Source organism: Paenibacillus sp. P5_B5, from assembly GCF_056400365.1.
Genome location: NZ_JBFULK010000004.1, coordinates 101,877 through 122,254, shown reverse-complemented (window position 1 = coordinate 122,254; position 20,378 = coordinate 101,877). Strand labels below are relative to the sequence as shown.

17 protein-coding genes are annotated in these 20,378 nt (G+C 41.2%); 2 read left to right on the top strand and 15 right to left on the bottom strand.

All coding sequences use genetic code 11. The features are described 5' to 3' along the window. Nucleotides 1-35: 35 nt before the first annotated feature. From AC1DOK_RS07015 to AC1DOK_RS06995, 5 genes are all read right to left on the bottom strand, one after another. A complete protein-coding gene (locus tag AC1DOK_RS07015; protein ID WP_477553533.1) occupies nt 36-2,174 on the bottom strand; it encodes a DNA topoisomerase III in 2,139 nt (712 codons plus the stop codon). Nucleotides 2,175-2,479: 305 nt separating this feature from the next. After that, entirely contained in the window at nt 2,480-5,050 is a 2,571-nt protein-coding gene (locus AC1DOK_RS07010; RefSeq protein WP_477553532.1) for an NEW3 domain-containing protein, read from the bottom strand. A 30-nt stretch (nt 5,051-5,080) separates the two neighbouring features. Continuing rightward, complete coding sequence (locus tag AC1DOK_RS07005; protein WP_477553531.1) at nt 5,081-6,808, bottom strand: ABC transporter permease; 1,728 nt, start codon at nt 6,806-6,808, stop codon at nt 5,081-5,083. Nucleotides 6,809-6,818: 10 nt separating this feature from the next. Next, nucleotides 6,819-7,898, bottom strand: a complete 1,080-nt coding sequence (locus AC1DOK_RS07000) for an ABC transporter ATP-binding protein (RefSeq protein ID WP_477553530.1) — start codon at nt 7,896-7,898, stop codon at nt 6,819-6,821. Between the two features lie 85 nt (nt 7,899-7,983). Continuing rightward, nucleotides 7,984-9,072, bottom strand: a complete 1,089-nt coding sequence (locus AC1DOK_RS06995; RefSeq protein WP_477553696.1) for an extracellular solute-binding protein — start codon at nt 9,070-9,072, stop codon at nt 7,984-7,986. A 202-nt stretch (nt 9,073-9,274) separates the two neighbouring features. On the opposite strand from AC1DOK_RS06995, the gene AC1DOK_RS06990 reads away from it, so the two are divergent. Continuing rightward, a complete protein-coding gene (locus tag AC1DOK_RS06990) occupies nt 9,275-10,597 on the top strand; it encodes an L-cysteine desulfidase family protein (RefSeq protein ID WP_477553529.1) in 1,323 nt (440 codons plus the stop codon). Nucleotides 10,598-10,651: 54 nt separating this feature from the next. Here AC1DOK_RS06990 and AC1DOK_RS06985 read toward each other — a convergent pair whose 3' ends face one another. From AC1DOK_RS06985 to AC1DOK_RS06945, 9 genes are all read right to left on the bottom strand, one after another. Beyond that, on the bottom strand, nt 10,652-11,803 hold the full coding sequence (locus tag AC1DOK_RS06985) for an FtsW/RodA/SpoVE family cell cycle protein (RefSeq protein WP_477553528.1): 1,152 nt from the start codon (nt 11,801-11,803) through the stop codon (nt 10,652-10,654). Between the two features lie 10 nt (nt 11,804-11,813). After that, the gene (minD, locus tag AC1DOK_RS06980) at nt 11,814-12,608 is read right to left on the bottom strand and encodes a septum site-determining protein MinD (protein WP_477553527.1); all 795 of its coding nucleotides are present in this window, start codon (nt 12,606-12,608) and stop codon (nt 11,814-11,816) included. Between the two features lie 54 nt (nt 12,609-12,662). After that, nucleotides 12,663-13,304, bottom strand: coding sequence for a septum site-determining protein MinC (locus tag AC1DOK_RS06975; RefSeq protein ID WP_477553526.1), 642 nt, complete (start codon nt 13,302-13,304; stop codon nt 12,663-12,665). A gap of 61 nt (nt 13,305-13,365) precedes the next feature. Next, entirely contained in the window at nt 13,366-13,896 is a 531-nt protein-coding gene (gene mreD / locus AC1DOK_RS06970; RefSeq protein ID WP_477553525.1) for a rod shape-determining protein MreD, read from the bottom strand. A 3-nt stretch (nt 13,897-13,899) separates the two neighbouring features. Continuing rightward, complete coding sequence (gene mreC / locus AC1DOK_RS06965) at nt 13,900-14,754, bottom strand: rod shape-determining protein MreC (protein WP_477553524.1); 855 nt, start codon at nt 14,752-14,754, stop codon at nt 13,900-13,902. A 42-nt stretch (nt 14,755-14,796) separates the two neighbouring features. Beyond that, nucleotides 14,797-15,819, bottom strand: a complete 1,023-nt coding sequence (locus AC1DOK_RS06960) for a rod shape-determining protein (protein WP_477553523.1) — start codon at nt 15,817-15,819, stop codon at nt 14,797-14,799. Nucleotides 15,820-15,914: 95 nt separating this feature from the next. Continuing rightward, nucleotides 15,915-16,604, bottom strand: coding sequence for a RadC family protein (gene radC / locus AC1DOK_RS06955; protein ID WP_477553522.1), 690 nt, complete (start codon nt 16,602-16,604; stop codon nt 15,915-15,917). A 100-nt stretch (nt 16,605-16,704) separates the two neighbouring features. Then, the gene (locus AC1DOK_RS06950) at nt 16,705-17,283 is read right to left on the bottom strand and encodes a Maf family protein (protein WP_477553521.1); all 579 of its coding nucleotides are present in this window, start codon (nt 17,281-17,283) and stop codon (nt 16,705-16,707) included. Next, nucleotides 17,283-17,525: a DUF4321 domain-containing protein gene (locus tag AC1DOK_RS06945; RefSeq protein ID WP_477553520.1), complete on the bottom strand. Its 243-nt coding sequence runs from the start codon at nt 17,523-17,525 to the stop codon at nt 17,283-17,285. The genes AC1DOK_RS06950 and AC1DOK_RS06945 overlap by 1 nt, the downstream gene beginning before the upstream one ends. A gap of 111 nt (nt 17,526-17,636) precedes the next feature. Between AC1DOK_RS06945 and AC1DOK_RS06940 the strand changes: the two genes are divergently transcribed. Continuing rightward, nucleotides 17,637-18,836, top strand: a complete 1,200-nt coding sequence (locus AC1DOK_RS06940; protein WP_477553519.1) for an N-acetylmuramoyl-L-alanine amidase — start codon at nt 17,637-17,639, stop codon at nt 18,834-18,836. A gap of 60 nt (nt 18,837-18,896) precedes the next feature. Here the strand turns inward: AC1DOK_RS06940 and AC1DOK_RS06935 are convergent, their stop codons facing one another. Continuing rightward, nucleotides 18,897-20,207, bottom strand: coding sequence for a hypothetical protein (locus AC1DOK_RS06935; RefSeq protein ID WP_477553518.1), 1,311 nt, complete (start codon nt 20,205-20,207; stop codon nt 18,897-18,899). Between the last annotated feature and the right edge of the window lie 171 nt (nt 20,208-20,378).

Below are 20,378 nucleotides of genomic sequence, written 5' to 3'. Positions count from 1 at the left end.
CAGTAACTTTCCTGGTTGGTTCAATCTGACACGTCTTATTCCGATTTATTGAGTGCTTGTCTTAAGGCGTCGGCAAGACCCGAATTAAGCGAGGTGTTATCACTAAACTGCTTGATGAGCTGTGCTTGCTGTTGCTTCTTCACTCGCCCTCCACCGGCTTGGCCATCCAACTTCTCAACAACATTACAGCTGCGACATTGCACATATTTACCTGCTTTTCCTGAATGAATTTCCATCTTCTTGTGGCACAATGGGCAGCGTTTATTAATGACTTGCGGCTCTGCTCCACGTCGATAACTACACTCGCGATTCGAGCAGACAAGCATCTTACCACGCTTAGTGTTTCGTTCCATCAAGAGATTACTGCATTCAGGACACTTCGAATGTGTAAGATTGTGTGGCTTATAATCAACCTCACTAACCTTCACCTCTCGGACAAGCTGATCAGCTTGTGCTCTTATGCCACTAATAAATTTGTCACGATTCCCTTGTCCACGTGAAATTCGTTCAAGCTCTCGCTCCCATTCAGCAGTAAGCTCAGGAGAACGCAATTCACTAGCAACAAGCTCGATCAATTGCTTGCCTTTACCTGTAGGCACGAGTGCTTTAATTCTCCGCTCTATTGTTTCCGAATGAAGCAGCTTCTCGATGATATCAGCACGTGTAGCAGGTGTTCCAAGATTATGCTTCTCCATCTGTGATAATAATGACGCTTCTGTATAACGGCTAGGTGGTCTAGTTGATTGTTCTGAAGATCGGCAATTCTTAACTGCTAACAGTTGTCCTTCTTTAAGCTCAGGTAATAGTTGACGGGTAGCTGTACGATCGTCAAGATCCCCATCTTCATCATCGGTTTGATCTAACGTGTTACCATAAACTTCTTTCCAGCCCGCATCCTTCTGTACTCTTCCCTTGGCATAGAACTTCTCTCCACCTGATTCAAGCGTTAAACTTGTTTCATCGTATCGATAAGCAGGGTAGAACAGAGCGATGAATCGTCTTACGATCAAATCGTAAAGCTTCCGTTCATCTGAGCTGAGTGCACTTAAATCGACAAACTGTTCCGTCGGAATAATCGCATGATGATCCGTTACCTTGCTGTCATCAATAATTCTTTTGGTTACAGGAAGCTGTTTGCGTAATAACGGCCTAGCTAATGCTGAGTAAGGACCTACTGCAACACTTTCAAGCCTGCCTTTGAACGTTGAAGCCATATCCGATGTTAAGTACCGTGAATCAGTACGCGGATAAGTAACAAGCTTATGCTGCTCATATAGCTTCTGTAAGACATTTGAAGTCTGTTTAGCTGAGAAGTTGAGTCGATTGTTCGCATCTCTTTGCAATTCTGTTAAGTCATAAGCTAGTGGTTGTGGCTCCATTTTCTCAGTCGTCACGCGCTTAATTAGCTTAGCAGATGTTCCCTTCACTTTACTTACAATAGAATCGGCTCTGTCTTTAGCAAACAGTCTACCACCCTGCGCTTCCTCACCGCGCCATCTCGCTTGAAATCCTTCAAAATCTGTCGTCACTGTCCAGTAGGGAACAGGCCTAAAATTCTCAATTTCACGTTCTCTGTCCATCATCATCGCAAGTGTAGGTGTCTGGACACGGCCAGCAGATAATTGAGCATCATATTTACAAGTCAGAGCGCGAGTTACGTTAAGTCCAATTAGCCAGTCGGCCTCCGCACGACACACAGCCGAAGCATACAAATTATCATAGTCTCTTCCTGGACGCAGATTAGCAAATCCGTCTCGAATCGCCTTATCCGTCTGCGATGATATCCATAACCGTTTAAAAGGCTTGCGCCAGCTCACCATTTCCATAATCCAGCGGGCGACTAGCTCTCCTTCACGCCCTGCATCTGTAGCAACAATAAGCTCGGATAGATCCGCACGTTTGCATAGCTGAGCAATTGCTTTATATTGATGCGATGTTTCACGCATTATCTTCAGCTTCATTTTGGCTGGGAGTAGAGGAAGATCCTCGAGTCTCCACGTCTTATATTTAGGATCATAGTCTTCCGGTTCCGATAACTCGACCAGATGACCAAGCGCCCACGTTACTACATATTTGGGTCCTTCAATAAAGCTCTTCTGCTTCTGTGTACAGCCAAGAACGCGTGCAATTTCTTTGGCTACGCTCGGTTTCTCACATAATACAAGTGATTTCATATAATCTCCCTAAAGTTAATTAATAATTGATATTGTGTAAAGTGCATATAGTTGATGACGTAGATTGATTATACACCACTAGAAGAAACGATTTCACCGTCTATTTAGGGCAACAGTAGTTTTCATAAGAAAACTGAATGAAAAGCGTGGAATTAATACTTTCATATATAAACAAGCTAGCATCTGCTTATCACAGATACTAGCTTATTCATGCTACAATTTTATCATTATTTAGCTTAACTAGGACAGCTACTACCTTCTTTACCAATCATTCGTTCTCGATTGTTCACCTTTGTTTTCCCATTTCATACACTGGCGTTACTAACGATCGGTTGACAGACCCTTGATTGACTAAGCATATTTACGAATAAGCGAATCGCGCCAGGTACTAAATGAGGAATCTCTCTGTACCACACGAGTGAACTGTAAGAATAAACCCCTTTACCATAGGCTGCTGTTAAGAATATACCTGTAAACTCTTCTTCTCCAGGATCACCTGTGGAAATGAGCTCTGTATATTCACTTCCCCAATAGCACGGAATATACGCTGAACGTTCCTGAATCCAGTGATTCCAGTCTTCGCATGTAATTGGATTTGGGTAATGAAACATGGAATGATGAGGAGCAAGAATAGTTACCCTCGAATTCTCATTCGTCACCCGCCACTTTAAGAATGGTTTGCCAATTTCGATTGGATAAGGCGCAAGCTCTGCTTGCCAATTATCTTCTGGCTTATGGTATTGAACAACGAGATTACCACCGTCGTATGCATATTGCAGAAGCCTTTGATTACAAGATACAAGCTCTGGTCTAACTGCATAGGCTCGAATCCCTAATACAATCGCATCGAAAATACTTAAGTCACCGAACTCTATATCCTTAGGTTCTAATCTTGTCACATTTAAACCAACTAATCGTAAATAGTGATCGATATTATCAAATCCGCTTGATACATAACCGACTTTTAACTGCTCAGATAATTGTAAATCGAACGCTTGAATTTTCAATTGCTCTTGACGTATATAATAAGTTCTACCGATATGTGGATATTGAATCACTTGAGTACCTTGACTACAAGCATATTGCTTATCTTCCACTACCGCCGAAATCGCATAATCACCATTGTTCACTCGAGCAGTCGGTTGAACCATGAAGGCTACCGTCAGCGTCTCACCCTTAAATACATAATCCAGTTCATGATATGCTGGCTGCGCAGTCCAGCCATCTGGTAGTCTTAAATGGATTGAAGCATGCGTAGCACCTGGATTGTAGTTCCGTATGGTAGCTTTCACTGGAATACTCTCTGTTTTATTCATCGTGTTAAGAACAATCGCTTCAGGACTCAAACAGATGGAATAAGCAGGAAGAATAGCTACCGTCTGGGTTGGGTGAATAAGAACATGGCTTGATACGTGAAACGCGATATATTCTACTTCACCACTAAGAATTGGATCATCATAAGGGTTAAATTCAGGCGCATCTATAGGTACCCTAACCTCAAACTGTACAGAAACTGTCTCGTTATACTCCAGTTTACTAAAGCTTGTTTCCCCTAGTGCCGTAAATGTCCAACCAGGTGGTACCTTGAGCTTTAAGCTCAAATCTCTTAGTGTTACTATTCCACCATTGAACGTGGTCATCGTTACCTTAGTGATCTGTCCAGGTACTAGTTCGGCTGATTCAGGTCTAATTTTGGCAATAACAGATAGAGCCTCAGAACAAAGTGAATTGAGTTGATCTTCCTTCACACGAAGCCGATGAGTTAAGTCAGCTTTGGTCTCATCATCCAGGTTAGACTTTTCAATATCGCTTATCGTGTTGGAAACATCGATCCTCATACGCTGTGCTTCAAGTGCGACCTGTGAGAATCTTGGGAATGAAGATACGATATGCTGAACATCCGAATGCAGAGCATACAGATCTGTAATCACACGTTTATCCCCGTTCTTCCCTTCAACCACTTTAGCTAAATCATCAAATGTAAACGCAATTCCATCAAATAGATCTTGTTCTTGTTCAAGTGTTGGTATAACGGCCCGTACTAGCTCATAGTAGCTGCTAATCGGACCTTCATCGATATGCGAGCCCATTCCTTGCGTTTTATGCATAAAACGGGAATGCTCCCCCATTTGAACATACGACGCGCCGTAAATCTCATTGAACTCTCCCGTGGGCACGAATACATGGTATGTATCCTCCCCAGCAGGAGCATACATTTTCTTAATTTGATAAGGTCTAATCCCTGCTTCCAAATGTTCAGGATATACCTCTGCATTCGCAGCATCATCAAAGGCTCGCATCGTTAATATATTCATTGCCCGATGATGACCATGTGTTGTTACATCATTCTGAAAAGCATTAAACACAACATCAGGACGCATTTGTCGAATGGTACGAATTAACCGCTCATAAGTCAGATCTTCGCCCCATTTGGATAATGTTTCATCCTCACATTTAGAAAAACCAAAATCATAAACCGGATCATGAATCTGCTGGCTGAGTAGACAGAGCGTAACATTCATCATCTTGGAGGCTTCTTCTAATTCCCTTGTACGAATCACACCGAGTGCATCACCAAGCTCACTGCCCAGTTCGTTCTGCCCACCTTCACCCCTTGTAGCAATAAGGCTGATTGTACGAACACCTTTGCCGAGCGAATAATAAGCTAGTGTATCACTATGCTCATCATCAGGGTGTGCTCCAGTGTTCATAATGCTAGCAACTGTCGTTAATGGATGAATCGACTTCCATAGCTGAACGATTCCAGGTCCCCTCTTGATCGACTTTGTCGATAACTGAGCTAACATTCCAGCTTCTTCAGCTGGGCACTTATCTGAAGTAATTAAGGGGTCTCCCCCTTTACCTCGAATAACCATTGTGTCCTCATCCTTTTTGGGCTATCTAGTTTATACCGTCATATTTGCACGATCACCGGTTATTTTTTGTGTGATAGATAACACGAGTATGATCGTTATAATTTGAAGTACGCCATATGCGCATGCAGTTCCAAAATCAAATGAATACATCCGCTGATAGATGGCTACCGAAATAGGCGCCGTCTTCGTTGTAAATAATAGAATTGATGCAACGAATTCTCCAATTCCCTGTACAAATGCAAGTAATGTACCTGCTAGAATCCCACTCAATGCCATTGGAAAAATAACTCTCCTAAAGCTATACCACCACGATGCACCTAAATTTCGTGCAGCTTCCTCAACAGATACATCCATCTGTAACAGTGTTGCTGAAGTAGAACGGAATACAAGTGGTAAATGACGAACGAAATACGCAAGAGGTATTATCCATACTGTACCCACGAGTACTTGACCAAAGCTAAATACCGAAGGCACGTTAAACGCTGCGATCAAGTTGACAGCAACTACAGTCCCTGGTAGCGCCCATGGAATCATAATTAACGTTTCTAGTAAAAACTTACCTTTAAACTTAAGTCGTACCATGCAATATGCTGCTGCAACGCCAAATATGAGAACACCAATCGTTGCTATACCACTCATCCTAAGAGAGTTCACAATCGGCTTCCATGTCTTGCTATTCGTAAACAGGTCAGCATAATAGTCTAGCGTATATTTGGGAGGTAGGATCTGAACTGTCCATGTCCCGTCTACAGAGAACGAAATGAGTACAATGACAAGAATCGGTAAAATCAGAATAAGAACACCTAGGAAAGAACAGCATACCGATACATATTTGAGGACTTTGTTCTTCACTTCAGAGCGATGAACGCTTATCCCTTTGCTCATGTTCATATAGCTTCGTCTTCCTTGATACCAACGCATAATAATGAGAAATAGGATCGACACGATCGATAATATAGTCGATTGCGTAGCAGCCATATCCAAGCTTCCGTTCGTGCGGGATAAATAAATCTGCATCGTCATCGTACGCTGGATACCAAAAATTAACGGTGCTGTATAGGAAGCCATTGAAATCATAAATACGAGTAAAGAGGATGCGACAAGTGCAGGTGTTAACATGGGCAATATTACCTTGCGCCAAATATAGATTCGGCCTGCCCCCAAACTAGCTGCTGCTTCTTCAAGTGAAGGATCAAGTCCTTTAATGGCAGCAGAAGCTGTCATATAGAAATAGGTATACATGGTAAACGTATGAACAACGACTACTCCCCAAATACCTTTAAGTGCGAAGGGGACTTTATCAAGGTTGAATAATGCCTGTAGTGCTCTTGGAATAATTCCACTCTCAGCATACAGAAATGAGAATGATAGCACCCCGATAAGCGGTGGTAATGCTAGTGGAACGAGTACAAGAATGGACAATACTTTTCTTCCTGGAAAATGGTATCGCTCCAATAAGAAAGCCATTGTTACACCGACAATTCCACTCGTAATAACACTAAGGATTGAAATATAAACACTATTCCATAATGCTTCTAGATTATTCGAATGCTCTAGAGAGAAAAATTGCTTGTAGTTTACTAGGTCAAAAGCACCTTTGATTTGAAAACTTTCTGCAAATGTCTGATAGAACGGAAAGATAACATAGCCTAGTAAAATCAAGAATAGAGGCGCTACAAGTAAATAGACAAAATAAGGAGATGATTGTAAGGATAATCTGCGCTGAACTGGCTTAGCCGCTTGAAGTTCTGTTTTCATATGTGCTCCCTCAGTCCGTAAAATAGACACTTTCCTTAGGAATAAAAAACGCGATTTGCTCACCACGTTGTCGCAGCTTATGTCCCTGATTAATAAACATTGCTCTTAGCTGAAGATTACCAATCTCTGTTACATAATTAACACTCATTCCTGTGAACTCAGAGACGATTACTTTACCCGCCACCTCGGTACCTTGCTCATCACTTTCTACTGATTCACGAATCCACTCTGGTCTGATCGATACAGCGATTTCTGAACCAACATGTAAACGGCATCCTGGTGAGGCGTTATGTGCAAAGCCACATAGTACAAGATCTGATGAGAGGCGAATATAGACATCCTCTCCATCTATCCGTTCAACGATTCCATTCCATAGGTTCGTCTCTCCGATAAACGTACTTACGAATCGATTTACAGGACGATTATAGATTTCTTCTGGAGATCCAATTTGCTGTACAACCCCACTCTGCATGACCATAATTCGATCAGACATCGCCATCGCTTCCGCTTGATCATGGGTGACATAGATTGTCGTAATACCAAGTTCGATCTGCAGTTTCTTAATTTCAATACGCGTTTCTTCACGAAGCTTGGCATCAAGGTTAGATAATGGTTCATCTAATAATAAAATATTCGGCTCGATAACAAGTGCTCTCGCTAATGCCACACGTTGCTGTTGACCACCAGATAATTGATCAATTCGTCTATCAGCATAAGTATCCAAATGAACTTGCTTTAGAGCTGTCGCAACCTTTTGTTTAATATCATCCTTCGATTTCTTACGAACTCGAAGACCGAAGGCTACATTCTCAAATACCGTCATATGTGGAAATAAGGCATAGTTTTGAAAAACCATCCCTGTATTCCGCTTATTGGGTGGGAGATAGGTAACATTCTCATCACCGAACAAAATCCGTCCCTCTGTCGGATAATAAAATCCTGCGATCATGCGTAGTGTTGTCGTTTTCCCGCATCCACTAGGTCCAAGTAATGTGAAGAATTCCCCTGGCTTAATCGATACATCAACACCTGTTACTCCGCCTACTTGACCAAATTGTTTGCTGATGTGTTCAAGTGTAACTTGGATCAAAATGGCCCCTCCTTCAAGATTTCCCTTAGTTGTTATAATTCAGGCGGAGTTCATAGGACAACTCCGCCTGAAAATTCTAATTATTTCACTTACTACCTTTGCCTTTTATGTTCTGATCCCAGTGTGCCATCCACTCTTTTTCTTTATCAGCCATTACTTTCCAATCAATATCAAGAGGTTTAAGCTCTAGACCCTTGAGCCAAGCTGGTAGCTTATCTTTGCTAATATCAGAACGAGTCGGAATTTGGAATAATTTTTCGGCCATTTCTGCACGAATATCAGGGTCGAACAAGAAGTCGTAGAACTTCACAGCTGCATCTTTATTCGGAGCACCTTTGATAACACCAACACCGTCTACAAGTATTGGCGCACCGCTCTTCGGATACACGAAATCAAATGGACGCTTCTTCGTTTCTTTCTGTAACATCACATCTTGAAGGTTCCATAAAGTGAATGCCCCTTCTTGACGTTCAAGCTTCAATTGCATTTGAGTCGGATCTGCTGCATAGTCTTTAGTATTCGCATCTAGCTTTTTGAGGAAATCATAGCCTTTTTGCGGATCAGCAGCACCAAGACGGAAGATCATTGCAGAATAAATAGTTCTCATAGTACCTGAAGCAAGTACATCACGGATTACGATTTTATCTTTGTATTTAGGATCAATAATATCGTCCCAATCTTGTGGTGCATCTGCTTTGTTCTTATAAACATCGCTATTATACATAATTACTTCAGGTAATAGCATTTCGCCATACCAGCGATCTTGAGCATCTTTATACTGTGCTGGAACCTGATCGCCACCGCTCGGTTTAACCGTATCTAGCAATCCTTCATCAGCTGCAGTCATTAATGCAGACTGTGTACCGCCCCACCAAAAATCTCCTTGCGGGTTAGCTTTCTCACCACGAACACGTTCAAGAATTTGCTGAGCCCCCATCTCTAGTGTTTCAACTTCGATATTCGGGTATTTCTCATTGAATTTCGGTAGAACGACAGCGAATACATTCTTATCTCTTCCTGTATAAATGACTAATTTCTGCTTGGCGTCATTCGGTTTAGCAGTTTCTGCTGCTTTCGGAGCATCTGTTGCCTTTGGTGCTTCCGATGAAGCCGTATTGCCGGATCCCCCACTGCTACAAGCTGTAATGATCATAATAAGTGCCATTAAAACCATTGCATAAACTGAGTGCTTCTTTTTGCTACGTGCCACTTAGATTCCCCCTTGTATTAAGCTAACTTCACTATGGTAAAGTATACCATGGTAAGAATTGTATATGAGAAATTTTGGGTTGTCAATGCTTGGAATATATGATCTTATCTAGTACAATGTATATATTTATGTCGTCTTAAATCAGCATAATAAGGAGTTAATCACATTGAATAATGCAGAACATCAACTATTTCTCCACTTACTACAATCTGAATTCAAGCTAGCAACTGGCTGCACAGATCCAGCTGCAATCGCTTCTGCCGTAGCTCGTGCTTCAGAACAGTTAAAGTCCAGACAACTAGAAGATGTTGCACATATTGAAGTTGAGCTTAGTCCCAATATTTTGAAGAATGGCTATCACGTAGATATCCCTGGCACCTCTGAGCGTGGAATTGAAATGGCTGCTGCCTTAGGTTATGTAATGGGAGATTCCATAACTGGATTTGAGGTATTCCGTGGCTTACAAGACGAGCATGTCATATTAGCCAAACAACTCGTAACTAATAACAAGGTTGTCGTAAGACAATCCAATGAAGGATTGGGATTATCCATTCATATCCTCCTCACGACAGTTCATGGTGAACGAGTTGATGTACTTATGAAGCAAGATTATTTTCTAACACATCACATAAAAGTAAATGATCAAATTGTATATAGTAATGAAGCCATACATGTAGACCACATAACCGATCTAGGCTATACACTTCAAAATTTCGTTCATTTTATTGATCAAGTCGCAATTGATGAGCTCCAGTTTGTAGCAGAAGGAATTCAAACGAATGTATCTTTTCTTGAAGAGGGCTTAATAAACGCTAGAGGACTACAAATTGGCAAAGTTCTCATGAATGCTCATCAAGCTGATTTAGCTCATGGAACAATATCTGATATCAGTATGCGAATCAAAATGTTAACAGCTGCTGCTGTTGATTCACGTATGGGTGGTTCACCTCTCCCAGTCATGTCTAGTGGAGGGAGCGGTAATTTAGGATTAGGCGGGACGATTCCAATTGTAGTTGTTTGTGAGCATCATGGTTATACAGATGAACAACGAATAAGGGCTGTCGCACTCGCTAATCTAGTCCATATCTATATGAAGCAAATGACAGGTAGATTAACTGCTGTGTGTGGAGGCATTCTCGTTGGTATGGGTACCTCCGCTGCGATTGTTTGGTTACAAGGTGGTAGCCTGCATCAGATGGAAGGAGCTATCAATAATCTTACCGCTAACTTAACAGGAATGATATGTGACGGAGCAAATTATGGCTGTTCTTTCAAAGTGAGTACTGCTGCAGTAGAAGCCTATTTTGCAGCAACTCTAGCGCTACAAGGCTGTATCGCGACTTCAACTGAAGGCATTGTAGGCGAGCATAATGAACAGACTTTACGGAATGTTGCCCGAATTTATTTAGAGATGAACAAACTAGACCCCGTCATACTCCAAATGATACCGAATACCCAAACATCATCTAATTACGATTACAAACCATAACAAACCAAAAAAGGAACCCTGTACTAATTTAATTAGTGTAAGGTTCCTTCTCTATTAACTTTCTTGTTCGTATGCAGAGGGTTTATCTTGGTGTAAGCGTACGCTCATAACAAGTCCCATCGAGATCATATTAATTAACAGCGATGTACCTCCATACGAAATGAATGGAAGCGTGATCCCCGTAATCGGCATTAAACCGATCAGCATTCCTACATTTTGAAAAATTTGCAGTACGAACATGGATACAATTCCAATAATGATATATGATCCACTCAAATGAACGCTTTGAATGGCTGTTAAGATCATGCGATAAATCAGTACGAAATACATCAATAATAGAATTGCACTCCCACGGAACCCAAACTCTTCTCCAACTACAGCAAAAATAGCATCCGTATACGCCAAAGGAATACGTTGATCATGAACCATCTCACCTTGTAAGTAGCCTTGACCCGTAAGTCCACCTGAACCGATTGCCGTCATCGAATTCGTCTTTTGATAGCTCCAGTCCTTATCTGCGGTTTCAGGATACAAGAAGGAATCAATTCTAACAACCCAGTGGGAAAAATCAGTGTCCTTGAGACCTTCCACGATCTGATCATGAAAGCTGTCATATATATAATAGCTCCCAAAGGCAATTCCGCATATCACAACTAATCCAATAAGTACATGCGAATATTTGATTTCCCCAATCCAATACATACCAATTAAGATAACCAAATAAATAGCTGCATTTCCCATATCAGGATAGATCATTACAATTAAGAATGGTACAAATACGATTAGTCCAATCGGCAATACATCATTGACGAAGGAAAGCTGATCTCCATTTTTTTTGGAGAGAAGAGCAGCTATCACAATAATTAGAATAACCTTCATTAGCTCTGCCGGTTGAAAGGAAATTCCACCTATTTCAAACCAGCCTCTAGCACCATTAAGCTTATCCGTAAACATAAACGCGGCAATCAATAATGCTATGCCCAATCCATATAAATACGGCCAGTATTTAAGTAGTATTCGATAATCAAAGAATGAAGCTGAGAAGAATGCAATTAATCCAACCACAGTGATAATTACATTTTTCATAAATGGAATTTTGATAGTAGCTTCTAGTGTAGCACTGTGCACTAGAAGTATAGACATAATCATAAATGCGATCAAAATAATAACGATATATGGATCAAATTGTTTTATTTTTCGGAGCAAAACACAATCCTCATCCTATCCCGAGCAGTTTCTTCATTTTGGACAACATTCCCGGCTTTACTTCAAGCGGACTAAGCGGCACAGAATCACCTAAGATCCGCCTAGCTATGTTGCGATAAGCGATTGAAGCTCGTGAAGTATCACTCATCACCGTTGGTTCACCAGCGTTAGCTGATTTGATTACATGTTCGTCATCAGGAACGATACCCAGTAGATCAATGGCTAGAATCGAACAAATCTCATCGATATCCAGCATCTCACCCTTCTTCATCATGTCAGGACGAATCCGATTAATGATTAATTTGGGTGATTTAATTTGCGATTTTTCTAATAATCCAATGATACGATCTGCATCACGCGTAGCAGCTAGCTCCGGCGTAGTAACGACTATCGCACGATCAGCACCCGCAACCGCATTGCGAAAACCATGTTCAATACCAGCTGGACAATCAATAATGATATAGTCAAAATCAGCCTTAAGCTCGTTTACAATTTTCTTAACTTCTTCCGGTTCAATCTCAGTCTTATCCGCAGTCTGAGCTGCTGGCAGCATGTACAGTTCACTAAAGCGCTTATCCCTAACTAGCGCTTGATTCAACCGACAACGTTCTCGGGCAACATCGATGATATTATAAATAATCCGGTTCTCAAGTCCCATAACAACGTCTAAATTACGCAATCCGATATCGGTATCCACCATACATACTTTTTTGCCAAGCAGAGCAAGAGCAGAACCGACGTTCGCTGAAGTTGTCGTCTTACCAACACCGCCTTTACCGGATGTAACTACGATAGCTTCTCCCATGAACGTTCACTCCCCTAATATAATATTCCCATATGAAGAAACGATATTACCTTCTTATGGTAAAATTTGATGAAGATGATTCATTCTTTCAATCTCCATCACGCCATCTTTAATATAAGCAAACTCCATGTGGGCCTCATTGATATTACCTTCATCAGGTGCTCTTGATACGACTTCAGCAATTCTAAGTTGCATGGGGTGCAAATAAGAAGCAGCGATAATTGATGATTCATCACCTTCACTTCCGGCATGAGCCGTCCCTCTTAGTGCACCTAATATGTAGATGGAACCTGTACAAATAATAGATCCACCCGGATTTACGTCGCCTAAAAACAATAAATCGCCTTTATGCTCAAGCATTTGACCGGATCGAACAATCCCTTTTAGCGACTTCAAACGATTAGCTAAATCAAGTTCCTCTATTTCTGCATCAGACTCAATCGATTGAATAAGAAGATTTCCTTTTTGCTTGATGATCTCTCGTATTTGATCCTTCTGTAATTCTGTTAGATTACGTTTACCAAGCTTCACATACACATGTATGATCGGTCCTGCAAAAAACTGTTCGTGTGTTTTCTCTAATATATAATTAAGCTCACGTAGTAACATCTCATAATTACAGTGGTCATTCAAATGAAAAACTAGCCCATCCTTAGAACCTTTGATCGTAATGAATTGTTTTCTCTTAGCAGTCATTTAAGTTCCAGCCTCCTACTCCATACATTTCTGCTAATGGACAGGTTTCTCCTTCCTATCCCTAGGAATCCTCTCGATCTTTTTTGAAAAAGACCAGATCATCCAATAATTTGCGTATCGGCATGTATATAGCTAACGCAAATAGCATGTTGAATAGAGAACTCGGTAGGATATTGTGAGTCAATGCATAGAGATAATTAATCTTTGTAACATTGAATAGTAGATAGGAACCGTAAATGATTGACTCAAAAAATAAATAACTAAGGCCAATTAACAACATAATATTCAGAATAAAATGGGGCTTACGCGACTGTAACAGGCCAAGTAAATAGCCCGTTAAGCCCATCGCGAAAGAATGCACACCTATCATATGCCCATAAAACATAAAGTCTTGTAAGATCCCAAAAATAAGGCCGTAAACAAGCGCCTGATGTCTTCCCAAATATAAAGCAATAAACATAATGAGTACAAACACTAAATTCGGTGAAACGTGAACGTCCGATTGCCATGAAACAGGTAAGATCCAAGTGAACCATGTCCCCTGTATGAAAAATAATAACAGGCAAATCAGCCAAACATAATGGCGTTTCATGACTTACCTCATTTCTGGCACTTCGACCACAAACACTTCGCGAATTTTATGGAACTGAGCGAATGGCTCGATCATTACCTTATGTGTGATACCAAAATCACCAACATCGCGACTAACAACCTTCCCAATTGGGATTCCTCCTGGGAATACTTGACCAAAACCAGATGTAATGACTGTGTCTCCAATTGCAATCGGATCATTTTGATCAACCCTTGTCATAACAAGCTGACCAAGACTTTTCTCATAGCTCTCTATGATGCCATAAGAATCATTCTCACGCCCTTGCGCTGTAGCAGCAATCGCTTTGGTTGTGTTATCAATGTCTGTGATGTCTGTCAATAGCTGAACCGTAGAATGAAATGGAGCTACCGTCTGAATACGACCAACAAGACCATCAATTGTCATAACAGCCATGTTAGGCTTAATTCCATCCTTCTCACCGAGATTAATGGAAATTGTATTCGTATAAGCATCGATGGTGTTTGCAGATACCACTTCAGCTATTCGATATCGATAGTCATTAGCTTGCTTCTGATGCTCAGTAAACTGCAGATCTTCTTTAAGCCGCTTATTCTGCGCTTCTAGATCATTCAGGCGCTGCGTGTCACGTGCATATTGGGTAAGTGTCATTTTGAGCGTCTTGTTCTCCGTATAAACGACACGAAGCTTGCTAAGATCTTCAAAGAAACCCGCTACATAGCCAGCGGGCTTATAAAATAATCCTTGAGTCCAGGAAACAGTATCTCTAATAAATTTTTCGGGCCATGTATTACCTGCTTTACCGCCTATCGTCAATCCCATAAGGATGAAGAAGAGGATCAAAGCAAGCATCAGAAAAATAAGCCTTTTATTCCCCATAAACTTGAACAAACGAAACACCTTCTCGGAATCTGATGAATCCTACCCTTTTTTGTATCTAGCTCCAGCGTTGTTCTTAAATAAATGCATATGGTCAAGGGATAAGCCTGTCCCAATTGCCACACAATCAAGTGCGTTCTCCGCGACGATGACTGGCATACCAGTCTCATGAGTAAGTAATTTATCTAAATTACGCAGTAAACCGCCACCACCAGTAAGTACAATACCACGATCAATAATATCCGCTGCAAGCTCTGGTGGACATTTTTCAAGCGTAACCTTAACAGCTTCTACGATTGAATTTAACGTATCTGTTAACGCATCTGTAATTTCTTCGGAAGTAACTGTCATTGTTTTGGGCAAGCCGCTTACAAGGTCACGTCCACGAATCTCGAAAGACTCGACCTGCTCAAGTGTCAAGGCTGTACCAAGCTCCATCTTAAGTGTTTCAGATGTTCTTTCACCAATTAACAAGCTATATGTTTTCTTGATATATTGCATAATAGCTTCATCCATTTCATCACCAGCAACACGAATCGAACGACTCGTTACGATACTGCCAAGTGAAATGACGGCAACCTCAGTTGTACCACCGCCGATATCGACAACCATTGAACCCGTTGGTTCCCAAACAGGCAAGCCAGCGCCAATCGCTGCAGCAAGTGGTTCTTCAATTGTATGTGCTTCACGCGCACCAGCTTGTTTCGCCGCGTCTATAACAGCTCGCTTCTCTACTGCTGTAATTCCTGACGGCACGCAAACCATTACGTTAGGGTGACGACCAAACATCGATTTCTTCTGTGCTTGTCGAAGGAAATAACGAATCATGGCTGAAGTTGTTTCAAAATCTGCAATAACCCCATCCTTCATCGGTCTGATCGCACGGATATTTCCTGGTGTACGACCAATCATTTTCTTCGCGTCGTTACCGACTGCCTCAATTGTTTTTGTATCTGTACGCTGAGCAACCACAGATGGTTCTCGCACAATAATACCTTTACCTTTTTCATATACCAACGTATTAGCTGTACCTAAATCAATTCCTAAATCTTTTCCACCGAACATTCGTGGAGCTCCTTCCCGCTATGCAAAAACTTTGTGTTCTGGTGAATCACAATGCATTTATTATACTTGAAAAGCCTTCTGTAGGCTAATGGTAGTTACATGTATCCTTTTTCCTTTAAACTTACGTACCCATTATCACCAATTATAATATGATCGAGTACATCAATTCCAATAATCTCGCCTGCTTCCACAAGTCGCTTGGTAATCTCGATGTCCTGTGGACTCGGAGTGGGATCACCGCTCGGATGATTATGTGCACAAATAATAGCTGCCGAGCTACGTTTAATTGCTGCACAAAAGACTTCGCGTGGATGTACAATCGAAGCATTCAGAGAGCCCATCGAGAGCGTCTCCTGTCCAATCACATGATTCTTTGTATTCAAAAACAAGCATACAAAATGTTCTTTCGTTAAATATCGTAGTTCTTCTGTTAATACCCGCGACACATCTTGTGGAGTCCGAATGATTACCGTTTCGCTTTGGGTGCTTCTCGCCATTCTTCGTCCTAGCTCAATACTAGCATGAATTTGCAGTGCTTTAGCTGCACCAATCCCTTTGATCTGCATTAGTTGATCGATACTCATGTCTCCGAGCGTCCTTAAACCGCTAGACTCGGATAATACCCGGTGAGCTAGTCCAATTGCTGATTCTGCATAGGTGCCTGTTCTAAGTAGTATCGCTAACAATTCTGCATTACTTAGTACACTTGAACCGTAGCGAAGCATCCTTTCCCTCGGACGTTCTTCGTTCGGAACATCCCTCAAAGCGATATGAGGCAGGCTCATGAATTCCCCTCTTTCATTCTAATATGGATTCACCTATTTTCATTTATTCCCAAAGCTGGTTATGTTGATTATAGCACTCATTCGCCCAATAAGGTAATGTTCAAAGTACTTCATTACCAAATTCAGCTAACATTCGATTGAGCAAACAGAGCGGCAGTCCTACTACTGTAAAATAATCACCATTGATTTGCTCAACAATAGTCGAGCCCAATCCTTGAATAGCATATCCTCCCGCTTTATCTCTTGGCTCACCCGATTGCACATATTTGGCAATTTGCTCCTCTGATAATGGACGCATCGTCACTTCTGTGCAACTGAAAGAAACCTTAGATTGATTGGTAGCAGCATCCACAATGGCAACTCCAGAATATACCTGATGAGTTCTTCCTTTGAGCTTGTTCAACATCGAATGTGCATCTTGATCATCTGTGGGTTTACCCAAAATTTGATCTTCTAACACAACAATCGTATCTGAACCGATTACTAAGCCTTGCTCATACTTGCCAGCAACAGAAGATGCTTTGCGAAGTGCAAGCATTTCTACTACTTCTTGAGGAGGTGTGCCCGCTGCAAAGGATTCGTCGACATCACTTGAATCAACCGTGAACGACAGACCAAGCCCGCTCAGCAGTTCCTTACGACGTGGAGAAGATGAAGCTAAAATAAGTTTACTCGACATTATAACCTCCGATAAACAAAAAATGCTGCCACGATCCCAAGGATCGCGCATAGATTTAGTTTGATCTCAATATAGAAATCATATTTCAATACTTGCAAATCTGCTTTAGGCTCCCATGAAATTGGAATTGACTTCGTAAGAAACCAAAGTGCTTTGACCGGCATTAAGAGCTCACCTAGTATGATACCAACTACTAAACCGATGATTAGAACAAGAATAAATACGAACGAATTTTTCTTCATCGTAAACTTCCTTCCGTCTCTCCCAAAATCTACATGCCTATTATACGTGCAACCTATCACTCTTTCAATGTAAAATAGGAATTAAACTAATTGAGAGGAGTATCAACAGCATTGTATAAAACATCACGAGTATTATTTCTAGTCATCGTTATATCATTAATTACTAGTCAAACTGCCTTTGCTTCGAAAATTATCATAGATCCGGGACATGGGGGATCAGATCCAGGAGCTATAGGGGTTAATGGGCTTGAAGAGAAACTAGTTAACCTCGATGTATCACTTAAAGTACGCGATTTATTACATAAAGAAGGATTCGAAACGGTTATGACACGTGAAGATGATCGCTACATCTCACTTGCAGACCGAATTCGCTTTAGTAATCGTCAGGATGCAGATTTACTCGTATCTATTCATTCCAATTCGCATCCAAACTCATCTGCTCGCGGCGGGTTAATTCTTTATTACGATAGTCGTTATCCACAGGCAAGCTATCCTGCATCCCCTGAAATGATTCATTATAGTAAAGTATCTGAGCTATTTGCCCAACAAGTGCTTGATAAGTATATCAGCATCACAGGATTTCAGAATCGTGGACTTATGGATAGTTCCGTCTATATGGTACGAAAGGGAAATGTTCCTAGTATTCTAGTAGAAACAGCTTTCCTTAGTAACTGGGAGGATGCTGCTATACTTGCAGATGAATCCAAGCGAAGCATCATTGCGCAAGGGATTGCTGAAGGAATCAAAAGCTATACTCAAATCATTTTCCCCGACACCGTTGATCATTGGGCTAGGGAATCCATTATGAAAATGCATGAAAAAGGCTGGTTACAGGGCTATAAAAATTATTTCCAGCCAAGTAATGCGCTGACACGTGCTGAATTTGTATCACTAATGAACCGTGTGTTTGATTTCAGCAAGCTTGAGCCTATTGCATCCTCACAGGACAGCTCTACGCCTGTGTTCCCAGATTTACCACAGAAGCACTGGGCTTATGAGGACGTAATGAAGGCCGCTGAGCTAGGTTTACTGCAAGGTTATCCGGATGGAACGATTCAACCTGATTCACCGATTACTAGAGGTGAGACAGCATATCTGTTTAATCTATTGATGAATGCTAGTAATGAAACTACCAAAGCAACACCTATATTTACAGATGTACCAGCTGATCTTTGGAGCTCACAAGCAATCTATGCCTTGCAGAAATTAGGAATACTAACAGGCTATAACAAAACTGAATTTAAGCCTAATTACAAGATGCTTCGCTCTGAAATGGCTGTCGTCCTAGATCGCTATTTACAAACCAAATAATTTCATATATAACCCCCGAAGACTAGTTAAGCATAACTGTTCTTCGGGGGTTATCTTCTTTTATATAGCATTAATCGCTTTATAAAGCTGCTTCTCTGCTATTAGATATTGCATCATGGCTGATTGAGCTTTCCATAGTAAAGATGAAGAAGGCTTCTGCTCGTATTCTTCCAATGACAAGATAGCAGCGTTCATCGATTTGGTCATACTGAGTATGATTTTATTTGCTTCATCTTGTCCATCCTTTAGAGCAGTTGCAATCGAAGTCCAACCTGTATGGGCATCTTTAATTGAAGCCATCGTCGCAGGATCAAATGGAGTAGACTGAGTTTCTTCTAAGTGTGTTACCGTCACACCGCTTATCATTCGAATCAATTTATCACCATTCGTAATATAATCACGTACACTTTGAGGTTTAGAGCCGCTCCATTTCATTTGACTTATGGCGGGTATTGCAATTGACTTCACATAAATATCAATCTGGCTTCCCTTTAATACTTCAGCTAAGCGCTGAGCGTCAGCTTTGTTCGCAGCTACTCCAGCATAGACGGTCAGCTTATCCCCTTGTTCGGTTGATGTGACAAATCCTTTTCGACCTAATTCAGTGATTGCAGCTTGTCCAGTCTCTGCAGATGAGAACACACCATGCTGGAGAAAGGAATAGGTATAAGAGTCAATATTAACATTAATCATACCTTCCATTGATACACCAGCTGTTACTGCCTGAGAAGTCACATCCTTCTCTTGTGCAGGCGTCTTTCCTTCAGCAGTAGGCTTACTTGATTCAGGAGCTGGCGTAACCATTGCCGATTTACTCGGATCAAGCACTTCACCTCCACCTTGAATGATATTTAGAATAAAAAAGCCCAAAGTAACACCTGTCATCACCGCTGCTGAAATGGACAACACTGCTTTCCACCAACTGGTTCTAGGCCGCTTACGCAGCATCACACCATTGAATGATTCCTCTGTCCATATTTGATCGCGATTTAACTCCCACATCGGTTCCTCTGGTATCTTAATTCGATCATCTGATTGCACTATTCGTGGTTCTTGATATTTAAAATTATTTACTGATTTAAGTTTATTCTCTTTTTGATTTATCTCAATAACTTTTGATGCGTTGGTTTTCATTTCAATGTGATGAATGACTTGCTCAACTCGATCTGTATCCGCCTCAAATTCACTTTGCCAAGGACCGAAATCCGTTGTGAACTGATTAATTCCTACTTGATCTGGAGTATCATCTTTAGTCTGCGAATTCTCTGGCTTGAGTGGTATCACCTTATTTTCGCCACTTTTGCGATGATCCTTCTCCCCAACTCGATTGCCACTATGATCAAAATGAAACGTAATCTTCGCTTTATTCATTCAGGCACCTCCGTTCAATAGTGTTCAGCATAACTTTCTACTCTATGAATCTTTTGCTATTACTAGATTATGATTGAGAGGAGGGTTATATGACTATAAGTTACGACAGATTTCATCTTCGTCCCATGTCTGTCTCAGTGTCTCATGACACACGAAAAAACCACCCCTCAC